7 protein-coding genes and 1 pseudogene are annotated in these 17,054 nt (G+C 52.4%); 4 read left to right on the top strand and 4 right to left on the bottom strand.

Features of this window, described 5'->3' with window-relative positions; all coding sequences use genetic code 11:
• Nucleotides 1–17: 17 nt before the first annotated feature.
• From IT585_09690 to IT585_09675, 4 genes are all read right to left on the bottom strand, one after another.
• Entirely contained in the window at nt 18–3,911 is a 3,894-nt protein-coding gene (locus IT585_09690; protein ID MCC6963510.1) for a hypothetical protein, read from the bottom strand.
• A 370-nt stretch (nt 3,912–4,281) separates the two neighbouring features.
• Nucleotides 4,282–6,207: a VCBS repeat-containing protein gene (locus IT585_09685; GenBank protein MCC6963509.1), complete on the bottom strand. Its 1,926-nt coding sequence runs from the start codon at nt 6,205–6,207 to the stop codon at nt 4,282–4,284.
• Nucleotides 6,208–6,646: 439 nt separating this feature from the next.
• A complete protein-coding gene (locus IT585_09680; GenBank protein ID MCC6963508.1) occupies nt 6,647–8,005 on the bottom strand; it encodes a sigma-54-dependent Fis family transcriptional regulator in 1,359 nt (452 codons plus the stop codon).
• Complete coding sequence (locus IT585_09675) at nt 7,998–10,397, bottom strand: HAMP domain-containing histidine kinase (GenBank protein MCC6963507.1); 2,400 nt, start codon at nt 10,395–10,397, stop codon at nt 7,998–8,000. Before IT585_09675 ends, IT585_09680 begins: the two co-directional genes overlap by 8 nt.
• 418 nt (nt 10,398–10,815) lie before the next feature.
• On the opposite strand from IT585_09675, the pseudogene IT585_09670 reads away from it, so the two are divergent.
• From IT585_09670 to IT585_09655, 4 genes and pseudogenes are all read left to right on the top strand, one after another.
• Nucleotides 10,816–11,664, top strand: a pseudogene (locus IT585_09670) (DDE-type integrase/transposase/recombinase).
• A 310-nt stretch (nt 11,665–11,974) separates the two neighbouring features.
• Nucleotides 11,975–13,348: a phenylacetate--CoA ligase family protein gene (locus IT585_09665; protein MCC6963506.1), complete on the top strand. Its 1,374-nt coding sequence runs from the start codon at nt 11,975–11,977 to the stop codon at nt 13,346–13,348.
• 119 nt (nt 13,349–13,467) lie between these two features.
• Nucleotides 13,468–15,513, top strand: coding sequence for a M13 family metallopeptidase (locus IT585_09660; GenBank protein ID MCC6963505.1), 2,046 nt, complete (start codon nt 13,468–13,470; stop codon nt 15,511–15,513).
• A gap of 220 nt (nt 15,514–15,733) precedes the next feature.
• A complete protein-coding gene (locus IT585_09655; protein MCC6963504.1) occupies nt 15,734–17,047 on the top strand; it encodes a Vps62-related protein in 1,314 nt (437 codons plus the stop codon).
• Nucleotides 17,048–17,054: the final 7 nt, after the last annotated feature.

Genomic DNA, 17,054 nt, shown 5'->3' with positions numbered 1-17,054 from the left:
TTAATCCAAGTTTGCCATTATCTCCAATGTCCAGTTGTCTCACACGGCTCCGGCCCACCGCCGAAGATGTAATTGATCAAATACACCGCATCTGATATTGAAATCGCTCCACTACAATCAGCATCTCCCGATAGCAACGGTACAGGCGCCGGGCCGCTGGCGAAAATGTAGTTGATCAGAAATACGGCATCGGAGATCGATATCTGTCCGTTGCCATCCGGGTCACCGGGTCTCATTGTACGGAAGCGAAAAACTTGATTTGACCAAGTCACTCCTGTGCTCAGGTCGGTCGCCTTCACCTTCCACCAATACTTAGTCCCCCAATTCAGAGGCTCGGACGGTTGCCATGATGTGCCGTCGATCCCGGAAGTGATGCTCGCAAAACTGAAACTGCTGTCAATCGCCAGATGCAAGGCATAGCTGACTTGATCGAACGGATCAATGTCGTTCGATTTCGTCCATTCCAGCAATGGTATGGTCGTTGTTAGTGCCGGTTCGAAGCTGTTTGCCGGGGCGATCAGGTTAAAATGCGTCGGCGCGCTGTTCTCGCTGTTGATCCAGAACGACCAGATCGGTGAGTAATTAGACTCCTCGTAATAGTCGCTCGCCTTCACCCGCCACCAGTAGCGTTGATCTTCCGTGAGGTAAAACGGAACATTCACCGTCGTCAGCGAATCATTGCCTGGTTGCGCCGTAAACGGAACGAAGAAGGCGAACGAGCTGTCATTGGCAACTTCAAAGGTCAGAAGCAAGCTGTCGCCTTCGGCGTCAGGCACTCTACGGATTGTGAGACCCGGCTGCAGGCTGGAAACAATTCCGCCATTCGCAGGTGTTAGTACTTCCGGTGTAGACGGAACGCTGTTCATGCGGAACACCAATTCGGCCCAATTTGACCACCCCAGCGAGTTGCTGACTCTCAACCTTAGCCAGTACGTCTGCCCATCGATCAGCGGCGCACCGCCATAAACGACGAATGTATCCGCCGACACTACCGGCGCCGGATTCCACAACTCGGCATACTGCCAGTCGTTGTCGGTGCCAACCGCGATCTCGAAAGCGGTCTGAGAATACTGAGAAGTCGGGTCAAGATACTCAAAATCAAATTGCGGTGCGTGGGCGGTGACATGAAGTGGAAGCAATTCGTTGTCAGCCGCGATCGGACCCATTAAGGGTGTCGCAATGAGGTGAACCTGTACGACAACTGAGTCGGCGAGGAACCCGTCAGAGACGATTGCCAGGAAATTAGTATCGGCATCGTTGAGTCCCGGTATGCCGACGACGCTGTCGCCATCCTGCGCCAACCAATGCGGTAGATACTCATAGGAGTAGATCATCACCGGACCGTCTTCATCTGTAGCACTTGGCTGGAATGCGAAGCGCGTGCGCGTGACCTGTGTTATCGGATCAGGTGATGAGATCAGCGGAGCAACGTTTTCACAGCCGATTCCATAGGCACCAATCAGCACTCCGCAGGAGTTGTTGGCGGGAGCACAGGGGGAGATGTTCTTGATCGTGTAGTCTCCTGCAGCCGTGTCGCAGAAGAGGGGGTCGGCGGACATATTGCCATCGATACCGAATTGAGACGCGAGCGAGTCGATCCAATCACCGCCTTCGTTACCAAAGATGTTTGTGCAGGACAAGTCTAGGTAAATCGAGTCTGACCACATAGTGGTATCTGGGGAGTTGGGCCTATAGTAGAACTTGAGTCCTCGATTGAACGCAAACACGCAATTTTCGACCAGAGGCTCGCGTCGAACATTGTATCTCTGATAGATCGCAGAGCCCGAATCGGCTTCATTGTTTGCGAAGATGCAATTGCTCAGAGTCAATTCAGAATTGGTTCGCTGACCAATGGCGCCCCCTAATGACGCTCGGTTTCCCTCAAACAGTGTATTATGGCATTCGATTCCCCATATCTGATCATTCACGATCCTGATTCCACCACCTACTCCAGTTCCGTTGCCATTTGATCTAATCATGCAGTCCCACAACGTCGCTTTTGAGTCCAATGCTATTCCTATGGCAAACTGAGCGTTTCCTTCGAAAACACAATCTCTGATTTCCCAAACATTTTCGTAAATGATCACCCCAAATTCATTATTCTTCACGATCACATTTTCCATCTTTGCCTGCGCGCGATATGTCCCTTCAGAAGGACTAATGCTACCTGCAGTGTTCTTCTGGAATGCATAGCCGACACCCCCCGCTTTATTATTTTCGATAATACAGTCTTGCATTCTCCCTGGTCGGAACGCATTGATTCCAAGTTCGAGATTGTTGGCAATTCTGCCCCCTACCACATTCACGATACCAACCGGCCAGCCACTCAAGATACCATTCGCCAGGTTTCCAACAACTTCGCAGTCGACTAACCATATCTCTGGACCATCGCCACGCGCTAGAATACCGTCGCGAGAGTTTGACATGATCTGACAGGAATCAATGAGAACGCGGTAGGGCCATGGCAAATTCGGAACTAGCTCAATGCCCGTCCCAAGATTTTGGATCACTCGCGATTTACTAATCCTTGGACCTGCCCCCGCCACGAGTATCCCGGCACCCTGACAGCATCCTTCATCTGATCCCACTCCGCCCGTAATCGTGAAACCTGCAAGTACAGAGTTTGAGTCTTCGCCGTTAACGAATCGAACAACGCATCCAGTGTCACCTAAAAGCGGAGTGAACATGGTGTCGCCATCAAGTATCGTGTTCCTAATTAGCAGAGAGTCCGAACTAAATAAGATGCTACTCGTCAGGAGTATGCGCTTTCCAAGAAAATTGATTCGCTCGTAGTAGCGGCCGGGCGCGACTACTACAGTATCACCGTTGATTGACGCATCAATCGCCGACTGAACCGTTGCATACTCAGAGGGCACGTACCTGATGATACCACTAGGTTGCACAAACGGGATAGCCCCTATATCATTGCGACTGCCGTCGGGATCGTTGTAGATGGGGTTCGGGTCACCGGCGTCGATGCAGGGGGATGATTGTTGCAGTTGAAATGAGTCTTGAGAAATATCAACGAACTGAGGGTTAGAATTGATTCCATTTGGCCCGGGCAGATTGTCCGATCCGTTCATCCATGTGGCATTGTAATCGGATGTGGCGGACGCCGCTACAATGCCATTCTGAAGATTGAATGCTACTATGTTATTGCGAATTTGTGAGCCCACCCCATTTAGCAATGTAATGCCTTTCGTGTTCTGTACAAGTGAGTTGTTCAATATCCTGCAGTCTGATCCGTTAATGTAAATGCCCCCTGTTTGAATCGCGGTGGCTGTGTTCTTGAAGATCACGTTATAGAATACATCAACATTTGTTACTCCGGGGCAGCCTATTCCCGGACCACTCGATGCAGTATTGGAGTAGATCTTGTTTCGAACGATTCTAACGCGCTTTCCGGGAGCCCCACTTGCAGCTATTCCTCCTCCCGTAACACTGCTGTGATTGTGATGAATGAGGCAGTTCTCGATTAGACCGCCCGATAGACGTATGTAGATTCCCCCACCGTCGTTGTCGTGCGTGCAATTGTTGATATCGCAGTTAAGAATCTTCGGATCAGAGTTATCGACATGGATTCCATACGCGTTATCAGTGCCTTGAATTGTGAAGCCGTCGATGACTGTGGTAGTATCTTGTCCGCCCAGAATAGAAATGATGTCCTGGGACTTGTTCGACGCTTCTATGAAAGTGGAAGACCGACCGCTCTCGGACAGGAGAACTATGTTCTTAACACCAAAGTTTAGATTCTCCAGATACACCCCCGGCCCCACCAACACCGTATCCCCATCCAACGTCGCATTAATTCCCGCCTGAATCGTCGGTTGATCCTGCGGCACACGAATAGTGGCAGCCAGAATACAACCAGAGATGACCAGGACTAATAACCCAACTTTGACAAGGCCCATGAGCCCTCCGAAGCAATTAACTTCTGATGTAAGTCTATTATAAGCACGTCAGCGCTGCTGTCAACCCAAATTCGACAAAAAGACCGCCATTTTGGCCTATTGCTGCTGTGATTGGCACATTTGGATTGAGAAATACTGGGATTTACCCCTGACTTTGGAGTTCTCATATGAACTCAAGAGTACGAAGAGTCCCTTTGTGGTTCTCCTAAACCACAAAATGACGGCTCGACTCCACTTTCCTCTCATGCTCTGAAAGCACGTTGCGCTCTTCAGGCAGAAAGACCCGGCTTGCGCCGGGCCTGCCTGCCCTCCCTTTAGATTTCGCTTTAAGACATGTGACCGTGACCCAAGTCAGTCGCGGCCATCGCAACTACTTCATCATCAGCATCTTCTTGGTGGCGCTGAACTCACCAGCGTCAAGCCGATAGAAGTACACGCCCGACGCCACATTATTGCCGCGGCTGTCTCGACCATCCCAGGTGACCGAATGCACGCCGGCGACGCGGGCACCTTCGGTCAGCGTCACGACCTTCTCGCCGAGGATGTTGTAGATCGTCAGATTGACTTCTGCAGGTTTCGGTAAAGCGAAGCTGATCTGAGTTGTTGGATTGAATGGATTGGGGTAGTTGGCAAGAATGGCGGCGCTTGATTCATTCACTATCTCATTGGATCCGCCATTTCCAGAAATGATCAGAACACAATCCGTCGCCGTAAGAGGTCGTCCGTCCGTCAAGGTGCCGGAGACAGTCACTGGTATGATGTCGCCATCGTAGACTTCGCCCAATGCTTCGATAACCGCAGATCGGTCGAATTTGAGTGTGAGGTCGAGCAGACCATCCACACCAGACTCGGTACACTCACAATCTTCTGCACCGACAACAACCGGAGAAGAGACGTCCTCCAACCCCCATCGGAGTGCAGGCACACCTTCAAGAGTCAAAGATGACACGACAATACTTGTGACATCGAAATTTTCTGTTCCGAGAATTGCCACGGGCAAAACCGCCCTTGAAGGTTGCGGGTGAGTTGGTTTCGGCTTCTCAAGTGCAAATTCGGTTTCACTTGCGTCTTCAGCTCGCGCGCATGGACCGTTTGCCCGCGTATTAAGCGGATTAGGACATGAGCCGGGCTTGATATCGAGATTGACTTGAAGAGTTTGCACCGCTTCATAGGGGGACAAGAAGACTGCGACTCCGGCAGGGTCGGTAACACCATAATTCGCTACAGCAGCATCCGCCGATCCATCCGCATTGAAGTCTGCCATCGTGACGCAGAATGGTTGATCGCCGACCCAACAGCTCCCGGCATTCGTGAAAACCCCGTTTCCGTCATTAGACCACACGTACATGCTGTCGAGGCCAGAAATTGCCGAGACAATGTCAATGTCGCCGTCCGCATCGATGTCACCACTCCAGTGGGTTGTAAAACCAGAAAAACCACCATAAAATGTGGGATTTCCGAAGGTCCCGTCACCGTTGCCAAAAGAAACCGACCAAGAGCCCAAAGTGTTGTAACCGCTTGAAACATCCATCAGTCCGTCGCTGTTCAGGTCTGCGAGCTTGAAGTAATACGGCCGCGAGCCAACTGGGGAGCTAATCGGAGATTGAAAAGTACCGTCCCCATTGCCAAGGAACACCGATACTTCGTCCTGCATGGCAATTGAGACAACCAAGTCCGCCTCTGAATCACCGTTCAAGTCTGCGGTTTGAATGAAGAACGGTTCATCGCCCGTTGAGATAAACGCTGCAACCGTCAATGAACCCGCCTGGTCATTCAGGAAGATAATCACCTTGTCAAGAGTGCGCGATACAGCTGCGACGTCGGGATAACCGTCACCATTGAAGTCGGCAGAGGCGGCTTCAAATGGGCTATCAAGGGAGCTCGGAAGGGTCGTTGCGATGCACCCCGATTGTGAGAATGCTCCCGCGCCGTTGTTAAGCAGAATCTTGAGACAATTATTGAAATGATCCGGAACAACGATATCAAGGTCGCCATCAAGATCGATGTCGAGCACACAAGCCCCGGGTCCACCGAGACCGCCTGATCTGAAGGAATTAGTAACGACATTAGGAAAAGCGCCAGTCCCATCGTTAAAGAGCGTTGTCAGACTGAATTCTGCTGAACAGCAACTTGTAACGAACAGATCCTCGTCTCCATCACCATCAAGATCGGCGCTGCCGATGAAGGTGGGACAGCCGAAGTCGTAATGTGTGCGAGAACTACACCAATCTTGGCCGCAAAGAGACGACCAGACCAGCGCCGTCAAACTCGCAACAATCAAGAATCTTTGCTTCATAGTGTAACCTCCTAGTTTCGCTCTCTGCCTTATCTTCCGCCTTGTCTCTCCTAAGTCCTGTGTTTAACGTTGGTAGTCTCACCTGCCTTCTCTCCGACGTAGCAGCGCCCGCCGATTCAAGCTGACTCTGACCTCTGCTACCAGAAACATTGCAAAGAGCGTGCCTTCATGGTGCGAAAGATAGTTCTTACTCATCAACTCCTCGTGCTGAAAGCGCCCTATCGGCTAACAAGAAGACGATGGTTGTTATCTAATTGGCTCAGTGAAGGGAAGTTGTCGCGAAGTTGCCGGTGGTTGTATCCAAATTGCGGTCAAGTTAATTCTTGTCGAGAGACAAACCTCTCTCTGGGAAGCTGAGGAGCCTAGTATGTTGAGGACACTTTGATCGCCCGACTAGTAGCCAATTCACTACACCCCATTCAAACGTGTAGTCAAATGACTACCGGTTGATTTGCTCCAGCCCCAGGTCCTTTAGCTTGTCCTGAAGGGTTACTCGGTGGATTCCCAAACTTGCAGCCGTTGCTGTTCGATTGAAGTTGTTTGCAGCCAGGGCACTTGAAATGATTTCGCGTTCACAATCTCGTAATCGCGCGGCCAATGTAGAAGAGGCTGCTGGGCCTTTGCGGGTCTGATTGGATCCTACTAGCTCACGCAGTTCGTCGGAGTCGATATTATCTTGATCGGAGAGCACCAACGACTTTTCCACGAGATGCTTTACGTCTCTGACGTTACCCGGCCAAGGATACTCAGTTAATTCTATTCTGGCCTCCGGCGTGAGTTGCTTGGGTGAGACTCCTAGTTCATCTGCTTTCAAGAGCATGAAGTGATTGAATAGCTCGATCGCATCAGACTTGTGTTCGCGGAGCGCGGGAATATGCACTGAGAAGGCATTCAGTCGATAGTAGAGGTCGGGGAGAAACCTGCCGGCCTTCATCTCTGAGTCCAGGTTGCGGCTCGTGGCTGCGACTATCCGAATATCCGCAGAAACTGGAGTCGTTGCCTTTAAGGGGGTGTACTCCTTCATTTCTACCGCCCGAAGTAGCTTTGACTGAGCAGCCAGGCTTGCCAACCCAATCTCGTCCAGAAAAATGGTTCCGCCTTTGGCAGCTCCGAAGTATCCTGAAGTTGACTCAAAGGCGCCCGTAAAAGCTCCTTTCAAGTATCCGAAGAGCTCGGCCTCCATCAGTTCATTGGGGATTCCCGCCATGTTTACTGCAATGAACCTCTGGCCAGCTCTCCGGCTATGATAGTGGATTTGCCTGGCAACAACCTCTTTGCCAGTACCCGTTTCACCGGTTATGAGTACAGTTTCCTCGCTTTGTGCTATTCGAGCAATGCGATCGCGTATTTTCTTCATGACTTCAGAGGAGCCAATCAGTGGATGCTGTTGTTTTCTTTCATTGATCAGTTCCACCTTCGTGCGGTTGGCTAGACATTTGTCGATTGCGTTGCGCAAAGTTGTGAGCAATCTTGTCCGATCGATTGGCTTGGTGCAGTAGTCAAAGGCTCCCGCACGAGTGGCTTGCACCGCAGCGTCGGTGCTTTGATTCCCAGTCAACATGATTACCGGCGCAAGCGCACTTTCGTTGATGATATCCGGCAAGTACTGGAGGCCATCCAGTTTTCCCCCAAAATCGATGTCGAGTAATATAGCCTCTACGGACTTCTCACGCAAGAGAGCAAGGGCACTTCCGATGGTGTTAGCCCTGAGTGTGTCGTAAAGGTTGCCGAGAACTTCTTCAAGCGAGTCAACGAACGCAGAATCATCATCTATGAGCAGTACTAGAGGCTTACTCATCGCAAGAATCCTCCTCCATTCCAGGTAAGGTCACAACAAATCGCGTGCCAAACTTTCCGGAGCTTTCGACGCTAATCGCCCCCCCATGCTCAAGGACAATCTTTCTAACGATGAAGAGACCGAGGCCATGGTGCGACGATTCCTTTGATGATACGTTCAGATCAAAGATCCTTTCTTTGATCGATTCATCAATGCCTGGGCCGTTGTCCGAGACCACGATAATGACTGAGGGACGCTTGTGGTGAGTGCAAGAGGCCTCAACAACTATCTCACCCTGGGTCGATGCCCTGAGCGCATCGAGCGCGTTGTCAATTAACTCACTGATAACGCGACAGATATCGTCGAACCTTCCCGATACCGGAGGCAGATTGTCGGCAACCGACAATTCGATATTGGTAGCAGGCGCGGCCAGTGAAGCTCTCGCTTTGACCACAAACCGTAGGAGCGCCTTTAAGTCAAGTCGTTCACGTTCCGACTCCCTGGCTCGGAAGGCGTCCCAGAGTCTCGTAACATAGCCTGACAGCAGTTGAATTTGATCAAGTGTTGGTCGAATAAATCGCGAGCGAATGTCTTCTGCTGGCAGCCTTCCATCTGTCAATTGAGCTTCTAGCTCTTGCAGCCTCAATAGGATTGGCGAAAGTGGTTTGCGGATGTCATGAACCATTTGTTCGGAAAAGTTGGATAGCGTCTCGTAGCGATCGAATTGCTTGCGATCAGTTATGTCTTGTATGGAGACGATCGTTCGTGATTCAAACTTAAGACTGCCGAAGAGAATGCGTTTCATCTGAATCCAGTAGTCTCGCGGACTTCCGTTTGTATTTACCTGAAGTTCGTATCCTGTGAGTTCGGTTGCCACCGAAGGGATCTTGGCAAGTTGTTCAGCTAGCGCGTCAAATCCTTTCTTCGCCATCACAGTGCCAAAATCGTGATTCGTGTCTTTGGTCGTGATTGCGAAGAACTGATTGGCAGATCCGTTTGACCGGAATATTCGGCCTTGTCCGTCTACACCAAGGATCATTCTGCTGGAGTCTTCAAAGATAGAGCTCAGAAATGCATTACTCTGTCTTCGACGGCGACCAGCAATGAAGATTGCCAAGAGAGCACTTAGGCTGAATCCGAAAACCGCCACTTGGGCCGCCGGAGGAACGAGTTCGGTAAAGGGAATTCCCACTCTGCTTACTGAAATGACTGCCTGCATCTTCACGTTCGAGTTGACGAGGTATAGCAGCCTCGATGTCTCACGCGAGTTGATCCTTACGATATCTGACAATGGTACACCTGCCTGGTAGAAGTAGACGCTGTCAAATCGGTCGTTCAGGATCAGTAATCCACCGGATTCCAGTATCAGGGGAATGTCATCATTGCCGTCATCATCAAAATCCACTGGACTGCAGATTTTCTTGATTTTGCGCGAAGGGACCACGTCTTCCCGCAGAAGTTCGAGCCGATAATCCAAGAGCTGTACAACGCCGTCGCTCCGGCATGCAAGGATCCGGGGTGCTGAGATGCTATCGGCCGACAGAAGTTCAAGTGAACTGAAGCCTAGCTTTCCAGAGAAAGTTCGCACCACTCTTCCTGTGATCGCATTGAGGATTACGAGAGGGAATTCGCAGCTATCTCCCCCAAGTGTGTACGAGGCGAGCACGATTTCCGGATCTGCAGATAGCCCAAATGGCACCATGCGATAGTCGGCGTAGGTGAGGGAATCACCTAGCCACACAGGTGCAAAGGCAGGCCCTCCCATGGAGTTGATCCCGAATAGATAGCAACTTGAATCGCAGAGAACTTGACAGCAGCGACCATTGTCGTATGCCTGACCCACAAACAACACTATTTTGGAGGAGTCTAATCTTGTGTTGGCAACTGAGAAGTGTTGTGGTCCGGGGCCGAGGCAGAACTCCCACTGGACATTCCTTTTTTCCCCGTCATACAGAACTACTTTGCGCGGCCCCTTGTTGAATTGATAAGTTAAAAAACTGCTCAGGAAGTCAGTGATCCCATCGAGATTCAAGTCTTCAGCGGCTTCCAGAAGAACTGCCGAGTTGAGTTCCGCGTACTCCCCTTTGTGTTCTGTCTGCATCCGAAATAGCTCTTCCCCTGTCAGTGGAGCATTCTTGCCTCCGGGAATTCCATAGACGTAAAGGGTGGAATCTCTGTGGCAATAGAACACCGCGTCCTTGATAGAGTCACAATTGTAATCTATCAAGCCAGCCTCGTAGATTGTCTTGTCCCAATTTGACTGCAGATTTGCCTTGAGAAATGGATCAAAGAGACGTATGCCCTGCCAGTGACTGTCAAGCAGCAGCTCGTCGTTGCCATCTCCATTCCAATCAAATGGATAAGCTCGGTCGCAGTCTGATTGCAGAAAGACCTCGCCCTCGAGCCTAGTCAAAAAGTCCGGTCTCCACGAGTTAATGATCTGTTCGCGGAATAGAACCAGAATGACCAGTCCCGCAGCAACAACAGATGTTATTAGGTATGCGTACCTTTTTGTCATCCCGCCTCGTTGATCAGCTGTGAATAATCTCAAAGTAACACTTCAAGACTGTCTTGTAAAGTTGATCGCTCTTTGAATTGGGGCAAGGAAGGCGATATTCCAGTTGGCACACTTTTCTAAGATCATGTCCGCAACACGTTGACATACTGCGCAGTCTACTTTTCGGTGATTTTGAAACGACCATTAACAGGCTTTGACTTACTCGGCAACTTTCGGACTATCCATCCCTTTGATGCTACCGCAGTGCGAAACTTCCGACTTTTGTTAACACATTCATTGATGATGTTAGGTTAGCCGAAGCAGGAGGAACAGGTTGTCGAAAGCCGAGAGAGATACTAAGCGCAAGTAACGAGTTCTCAAGTATGCTGAGGTTCGAGGGAATATTGCGAAGACCTGCCGGCACTTTGGGATTGCCCGGCAGACTTTTTACAACTGGAAGAGCCAGTACGAGAAGATCGGTAATGAGGGGCTGATTAATCACAAACCTTGTCCCGAGAATCCGACTTTACGAATAGTTCCGGAGATTGAGGAGACGATCGTTTACCTGCGGACGACCTATCATCTCGGGCCGGATCGAATCAGCTGGTTCATTCAGCGCTATCACTTGGAGCTGAAAGTCTCGGAAAGCACGGCCTACCACGCCTTGAGACGCCAGGACTTGAACCGCCTTCCCCGAAATGCCAAGGTCAGGACCGTTCAGACTCAGCGCTATGAAAAGCAAGTTCCGGGGCACCATATCCAGGTTGACGTCAAGTTCCTGACCTGTAAGAGCCAGAGCGGTGTTTTGGTCAAGCGTTTTCAGTATACGGCTATCGATGACGCCACTCGGATTCGGGCTCTAAACATCTATCCCTTTCACAATCAGGAGACTGCCATCAAGTTCATTGACCATGTGGTTGAGCGGTTTCCCTTTCGGATCCATACCGTGAGAACCTATAACGATCATGAGTTCCAGGCTCGTTTCCACTGGCATGTCGAAGACTTGGGAATTCGTCATGTCTACATCAAACCTCGTTTTCCTCGTCTTGACGGCAAACTTGAGAGATCCCATCAGACGGATGACTTAGAGTTCTACCAGTTGCTGACCTATACCGATGATGGTGATTTGTCTCAGAAATTACAGGTCTGGGAAGACTACTACAACTTCCGCAGACCACATGGGTATTTTTCACTCGGCCCAAACTCGGCCCAAGTTCTAATAAAACAAACAAAAAGCGACAAAAACGGACACAAACAGCCAAATTAACGTAAGTAGTTACACAGTAATGTATTATACCATATTTCGGTGCCTCACAACAGGATATCAAAAGGTGTCTCTGTCGAATCCCTCACTCTCCGTTTTGATTTTGGGCGGGCGAATCGATCGGGGCGGTCTCAAATCTCGGCGGCGAGTGCTTTCCTCTTGGCTCCTCGTCAGCGGCTGCTAGATTGTGTGTCATGCTCTCAATACAATCATTCGAGCTGGTTCTACGGTGAGTATTCTCGATTCGCTGCGTCGCGCGCGCCATACGATCATTCCATTGCCGGTCAAGTACGGACGGCGGTTTTGTGAGGTGTTCAGGTTCCTGCAGGAACATCAGACCCGAACCCGCGATGAGATCGGGGCCTATCAGTGGCGGCGGCTGCTGGAATTGCTGCGCTATGCCCATGAACATGTGCCGTTCTATCGCCGACGCTTTGCACAGATCGGCATGGAACCGGGGGACATCAAGACGCCTTCGGATTTCGCACGGATACCCTTTCTGACGCGTGATGAGGTCAACGAGTTCGCCGAGGAGCTGAAGTCGGACGAATTCGAGCGGCTCAAGCCGGTGCAGACGGTTACCAGCGGGACGAGCCGCGACCGGTTGCGGGTGTTTCGCTCAGCCGAGGCCGAAGTTTGGCGCAAGGCGATCATGTGGCGCCACTACCACAATATCGGCTACCGTTTCCGGGAACCGCGCGCGCAGTTTACCGGTATCCTCAAGTTCCTGAAAGACCACGACCAGATGCCGATCGACTACAATGAGAATCTGCTGATGATCGAGCAGTTTAGCATCCGCCACGAGCACGCGCCCGCAATCTACCGGCGGATGAAGGAGTTCGGCCCCAAGCTCATCTACTGCCAGCCGGCAAATCTGTCCACTCTCGTATTGCATTTTCAAGACAATGGTCTGGAACCGTTTCATGTACCGATCGTCTATACGACCGGCGAGATGATTTATCCCCAGTACCGCCGTGCCATCGCATCATTCTTTGGTTGCACAATTGTCGATTACTACGGAAATCGGGAGAACACGGTGGCCGCGACGCAACTTGCGGATGGCCGCAAGTATGTTCAGAGTGAGTACTGTTATCTTGAATTTGTTGACGGAGCCGGCAAGGCAGTTGCCGGGACTCCGGCCGATATCGTGGCTACCTCCTTGGTGAATTACGCCTTCCCGCTGATTCGCTACCACACCGATGATGTGGGGATTCTTCACGGTCATCCGGCGGATGCTGTGGCGCCGTATCCGGTAATGACGGTGGTGGGGGGACGCGGCAAGGACTTGATCCTGACGCGGAAGGGACTGGTGTATCCGCAGATCGAGTTGGCCGTCGGCGCCGAGAAGTTTGAGCGCGTGCGGGTCGAGCAGACGACGCTTGATCAGCTGCATATAACCTATGTTCCCACCAGAGCCTTTAACGGCGACGATGATCAAAGGCTGCTACTGGAGGTTTACAAAAACTACTTTGGAAGCGAGTTTAGCTTCACGATTGAGCGCGTCCACGAGATTCCACTGACCGAGTCGGGGAAGAACAAGCTCTACGTTTCCAAACCCGCGATGGACTACTTGCGGAAGCGGCAAGATTCGGAACCCGATTGAGCAGCAAAAATCAGGCAAATTCCCGCACATCGGATAAGTCATTCTGACTGCCGTCTCCGTATATAATGTCATGAGCTGACAGACTGTTACACCACCGCTACCTACTGAAGGATAGAAGCATGATTTCAATCAAGCATCGAAGTGTATTGACAACGTTGGCACTTGGCCTAATCGCGCTGTTGGCGACGATGCCGACGCTCACCGCCGAGCAACTGCGCGGGGCCAATGTCGCGCACCTGGACCGCACTGCCGATCCTTGCGCCAACTTCTATGAATTTGCCAACGGCACCTGGCTGAAGAATAACGAAATTCCGCCGGATCGCGCGAGTTGGGGCGCATGGGGTGAGCTGTATGAGAATAACATCCAGCAGCTGAAGTCGGTGATCGAAGACGCAATAGAGGCGAATGCAGCGCCGGGTACTATTGAGCAGAAGGTCGCCGACTTTTATCGCACGGCGATCGATTCCGCCGCCGTTGAGAAGGCAGGAATTGAGCCGCTCGCCGAAGAGCTGAATCGGATCGCCGCAATCAAGGATGCCGCGTCGCTCCAAGACGCGATCGCCCGCCTCAACCTGATCGCCGTCAACGTGCCGTTTGAATTGTGGGTATATCAGGACGCCAAGAACAGCAATCTCGATATCGCTAACCTGCATCAGGGCGGACTGGGTCTACCGGATCGCGAATACTATCTCAGCGACGATCCGGAGCAGGTGGCGTTGCGGGAGAAGTACCGTGCTCACGTTTCGAAACTGCTGCAGTTAGCCGGCGAGGCGCCGGCTGCCGCCGACCAGGCCACCGGCAAGATTCTGGCGCTCGAGACACGTTTGGCAAAGGCGTCGATGACACCGGTGCAACAACGCGATCCTGATTCTACCTACAACAAGACGAGTCTCGAGCAACTGGCGGCGATGAGCCCCGGCTTGGACTGGAAACGATACTTCAGCGCGCTGGGAGTTGCCGATCCCGGCGGACTCAATGTCGCGCAAGTGGTGTTCATGAAGGAAGTCGGCGCGATGGTGAAGGAGATTCCGCTCGACGACTGGAAAGCTTATCTACGGTTTCATTTGATTGAGGCGGCAGCGCCGTATCTGAGTTCGGCGTTTGTCAACGAGCAGTTCGACTTTAACGGCCGGATCCTGCAGGGGCGCAAGGAGCTGCGGCCGCGGTGGAAGCGTGTGATCGCAACGATGGACTTTGCGGTCGGCGAATTGCTGGGGCGGGCGTATGTGGCGCGCTATTTCACGCCGGAATCAAAGCACCACGTTGAGGAGATGGTCATCAACTTGAAAGCGGCTTTGCACGACCGTCTTGCGGCAATCGACTGGATCAGCGAACCGACACGGCAAGAGGCGTTCAAGAAGCTGGAGAAGATCAATTGGAAGATCGGCTATCCAGAAAAATGGCGCGATCACGCGCCGCTGACGATCAAGACCGACAGCTATGTTCAGAATGTCATGCGCGCGGCCGAGTACAACTCGCGGTTCGAGCTGGGCAAGATCAACAAGCCGCACGATCCGACAGAATTCGGCATGACGCCGCCGACGATCAATGCTTACTACAGTGCTTTGAGCAACGAGATCGTCTTCCCGGCCGGCATTTTGCAGCCACCGTTTTTCGATCCGGGCGTGGATGATGCCGTCAACTACGGCGGCATCGGTTCGGTGATCGGGCACGAGCTAACGCACGGGTTCGATGATGAGGGCCGCAAGTTTGACGCTGACGGCAACCTGCGCGACTGGTGGACGCCGGAAGACGGCAAGAAGTTCGAAGAGCGGGCTGATATGATTCGGAAGCAGTACTCCGAGTATATTGCGATCGACACCTTCCGCGTCAACGGCGATCTGACTTCGGGTGAGAACATCGCCGACCTGGGCGGACTGAAGATCGCCTATTATGCCTACAAGAAGTCGCTGGCGGATGAGCCGGCGCCAGTAATTGACGACCTGACCGGCGATCAGCGGTTCTTCATCGGCTTTGCGCACATCTGGCGCTCCAAAATTCGGCCGGAGGCGGAGAAGATGTATCTCGCCACGGATCCGCACTCGCCGGATCGCTTCCGCGTCAACGGTACGTTAGCAAACATGCCGGAGTTCGCCGCAGCCTTCGGCTGCCAACCCGGCAAGTCCTTGCTGCGACCGGCAAGTCTGATTGTTCGCATTTGGTAGAATCGAAATACCACTGACAGAACGGCCGGTGATTCACCGGCCGTTTTTGTTTCAGGAGAAGTTATACATCACATCTAATCACGATGTGATTGACGCCACCCGCGGTAGACATTTTCTTAGCCCACAGTTGGTCCAATACTGATCCAACCCGAGAGCCAAAGGAGGTATCCATGAACCGATGTTCTTCGGCAGCCACGGTTGCTCACGACGCGAGTTGCGGATGAAGTCGCGGTGCAAGTTCGCTGACCCGCAAGCACGTTGGGAGTTGGCACGCAAGTACTCGCCAGTGCTGTACCTGCATGCGCAAGATCGCTATCGGCCGTGGGACGCACAGCGTTATGTGGAAGCCTGCGCGTTAATGTACGGCAAACCTGGAGTGCACGAAGAAGTACTTGTCCCTTATCCAGAGTTGGGAAAATCTCCCAGTCGGTTGCTTGGGGTCATGCATCGAGGTGAGTGTTCAAGCCACGCCTATCCAAGCAACCTCTATCTAAACCCGTCAATGGCAGACGATCCCCAGGAGTTGCGGGAGGGCAATCTCGACGAAGCGAAATGTTATTTCCGCTTGCGCTGGGTGGCGCGCCCGCAGCGATCCTGGGATTTGGTCTACATCTTCTTCTACCCATACAACGGCAAGTTGGCAGGCTGGGGAAATCACGACGGCGACTTCGAGCATATCACCGTCCGCCTCAACCCTACCGCCACTGCCGTTGCGGCAGTCTATTTCTCGGCACACTACTTCGAAGGTCGCTGGTATCGCGCGGTGTCGGCGAACAATCCTTTCGGTTACAGTCTGCAGCCGGTTGAGGACAACTCGCCGACGACACACCCCGTCGTATACAGCGCCAAGCATTCGCACGCCAGTTACCCGACTCCGGGCAACAAGCGCCGGACTGTCGCGATGCTGGCGGATCCGAGAATCCTGGATGTACTGAAAGACGTGATCGGCAACAACGCCGCACTACCAGACGATGAGATCGCGCCGCAAAGCGATGATTGTATTCGCTTGATCTGCAGAGATCGGTTGGAGGGACTTCCGGAAGTGAACGAACCGAGTGCTCCGCCCTGGCTGCGATTTTCCGGCCGTTGGGGATCCGACTCAGGTACCGGGGCTACGGTTCCCCACGGCCCGGCGTACCAGCCGTGGTGGTATGACGATGATCTATGTCGCTTGCCGTACAAGCATAGTATCGAATTTCTTGCCGGCAACAATTCCTGCAGTCGCGTGATCTTTGTGACTTCAGATGATCCCGCTCAAGTACTGGAAGCCGGCGGTCTACGTGGCTTCCCAAGAGACAATGTGCGCGCGTTGAGGCTGCTCAACGTAAACCAAGGCACACGCCTGCGGTTATTCGACGATCGCAACGGTGAGACAAGCTCTGACTGGACCGAAATCAGGGTGCTGCGCAACGTCCCCTACTACTTCGTGCCCAGCCTCGAATCGATCGTCAACGACGGCGTCATCGAGCAGAAACATCACGGCCACTCAGACTTGGACGGCCGAATCTCGCGCGTCGAAATCGATCACGAATGACGGCCGG

The sequence above is a fragment of the Candidatus Zixiibacteriota bacterium genome, from assembly GCA_020853795.1.
In the GTDB taxonomy this organism is placed as follows: domain Bacteria; phylum Zixibacteria; class MSB-5A5; order CAIYYT01; family CAIYYT01; genus JADJGC01.
This window is presented reverse-complemented; position numbering and strand designations above follow the sequence as displayed.

Bases quoted from the DNA above. Each gene is read 5' to 3' on its own strand.
- IT585_09655 (MCC6963504.1), top strand. From the start codon at position 15,734: ATGAAGTCGCGGTGCAAGTTCGCTGACCCGCAAGCACGTTGGGAGTTG.
- IT585_09660 (MCC6963505.1), top strand. From the start codon at position 13,468: ATGATTTCAATCAAGCATCGAAGTGTATTGACAACGTTGGCACTTGGC.
- IT585_09690 (MCC6963510.1), bottom strand. From the start codon at position 3,911: ATGGGCCTTGTCAAAGTTGGGTTATTAGTCCTGGTCATCTCTGGTTGT.
- IT585_09685 (MCC6963509.1), bottom strand. From the start codon at position 6,207: ATGAAGCAAAGATTCTTGATTGTTGCGAGTTTGACGGCGCTGGTCTGG.
- IT585_09680 (MCC6963508.1), bottom strand. From the start codon at position 8,005: ATGAGTAAGCCTCTAGTACTGCTCATAGATGATGATTCTGCGTTCGTT.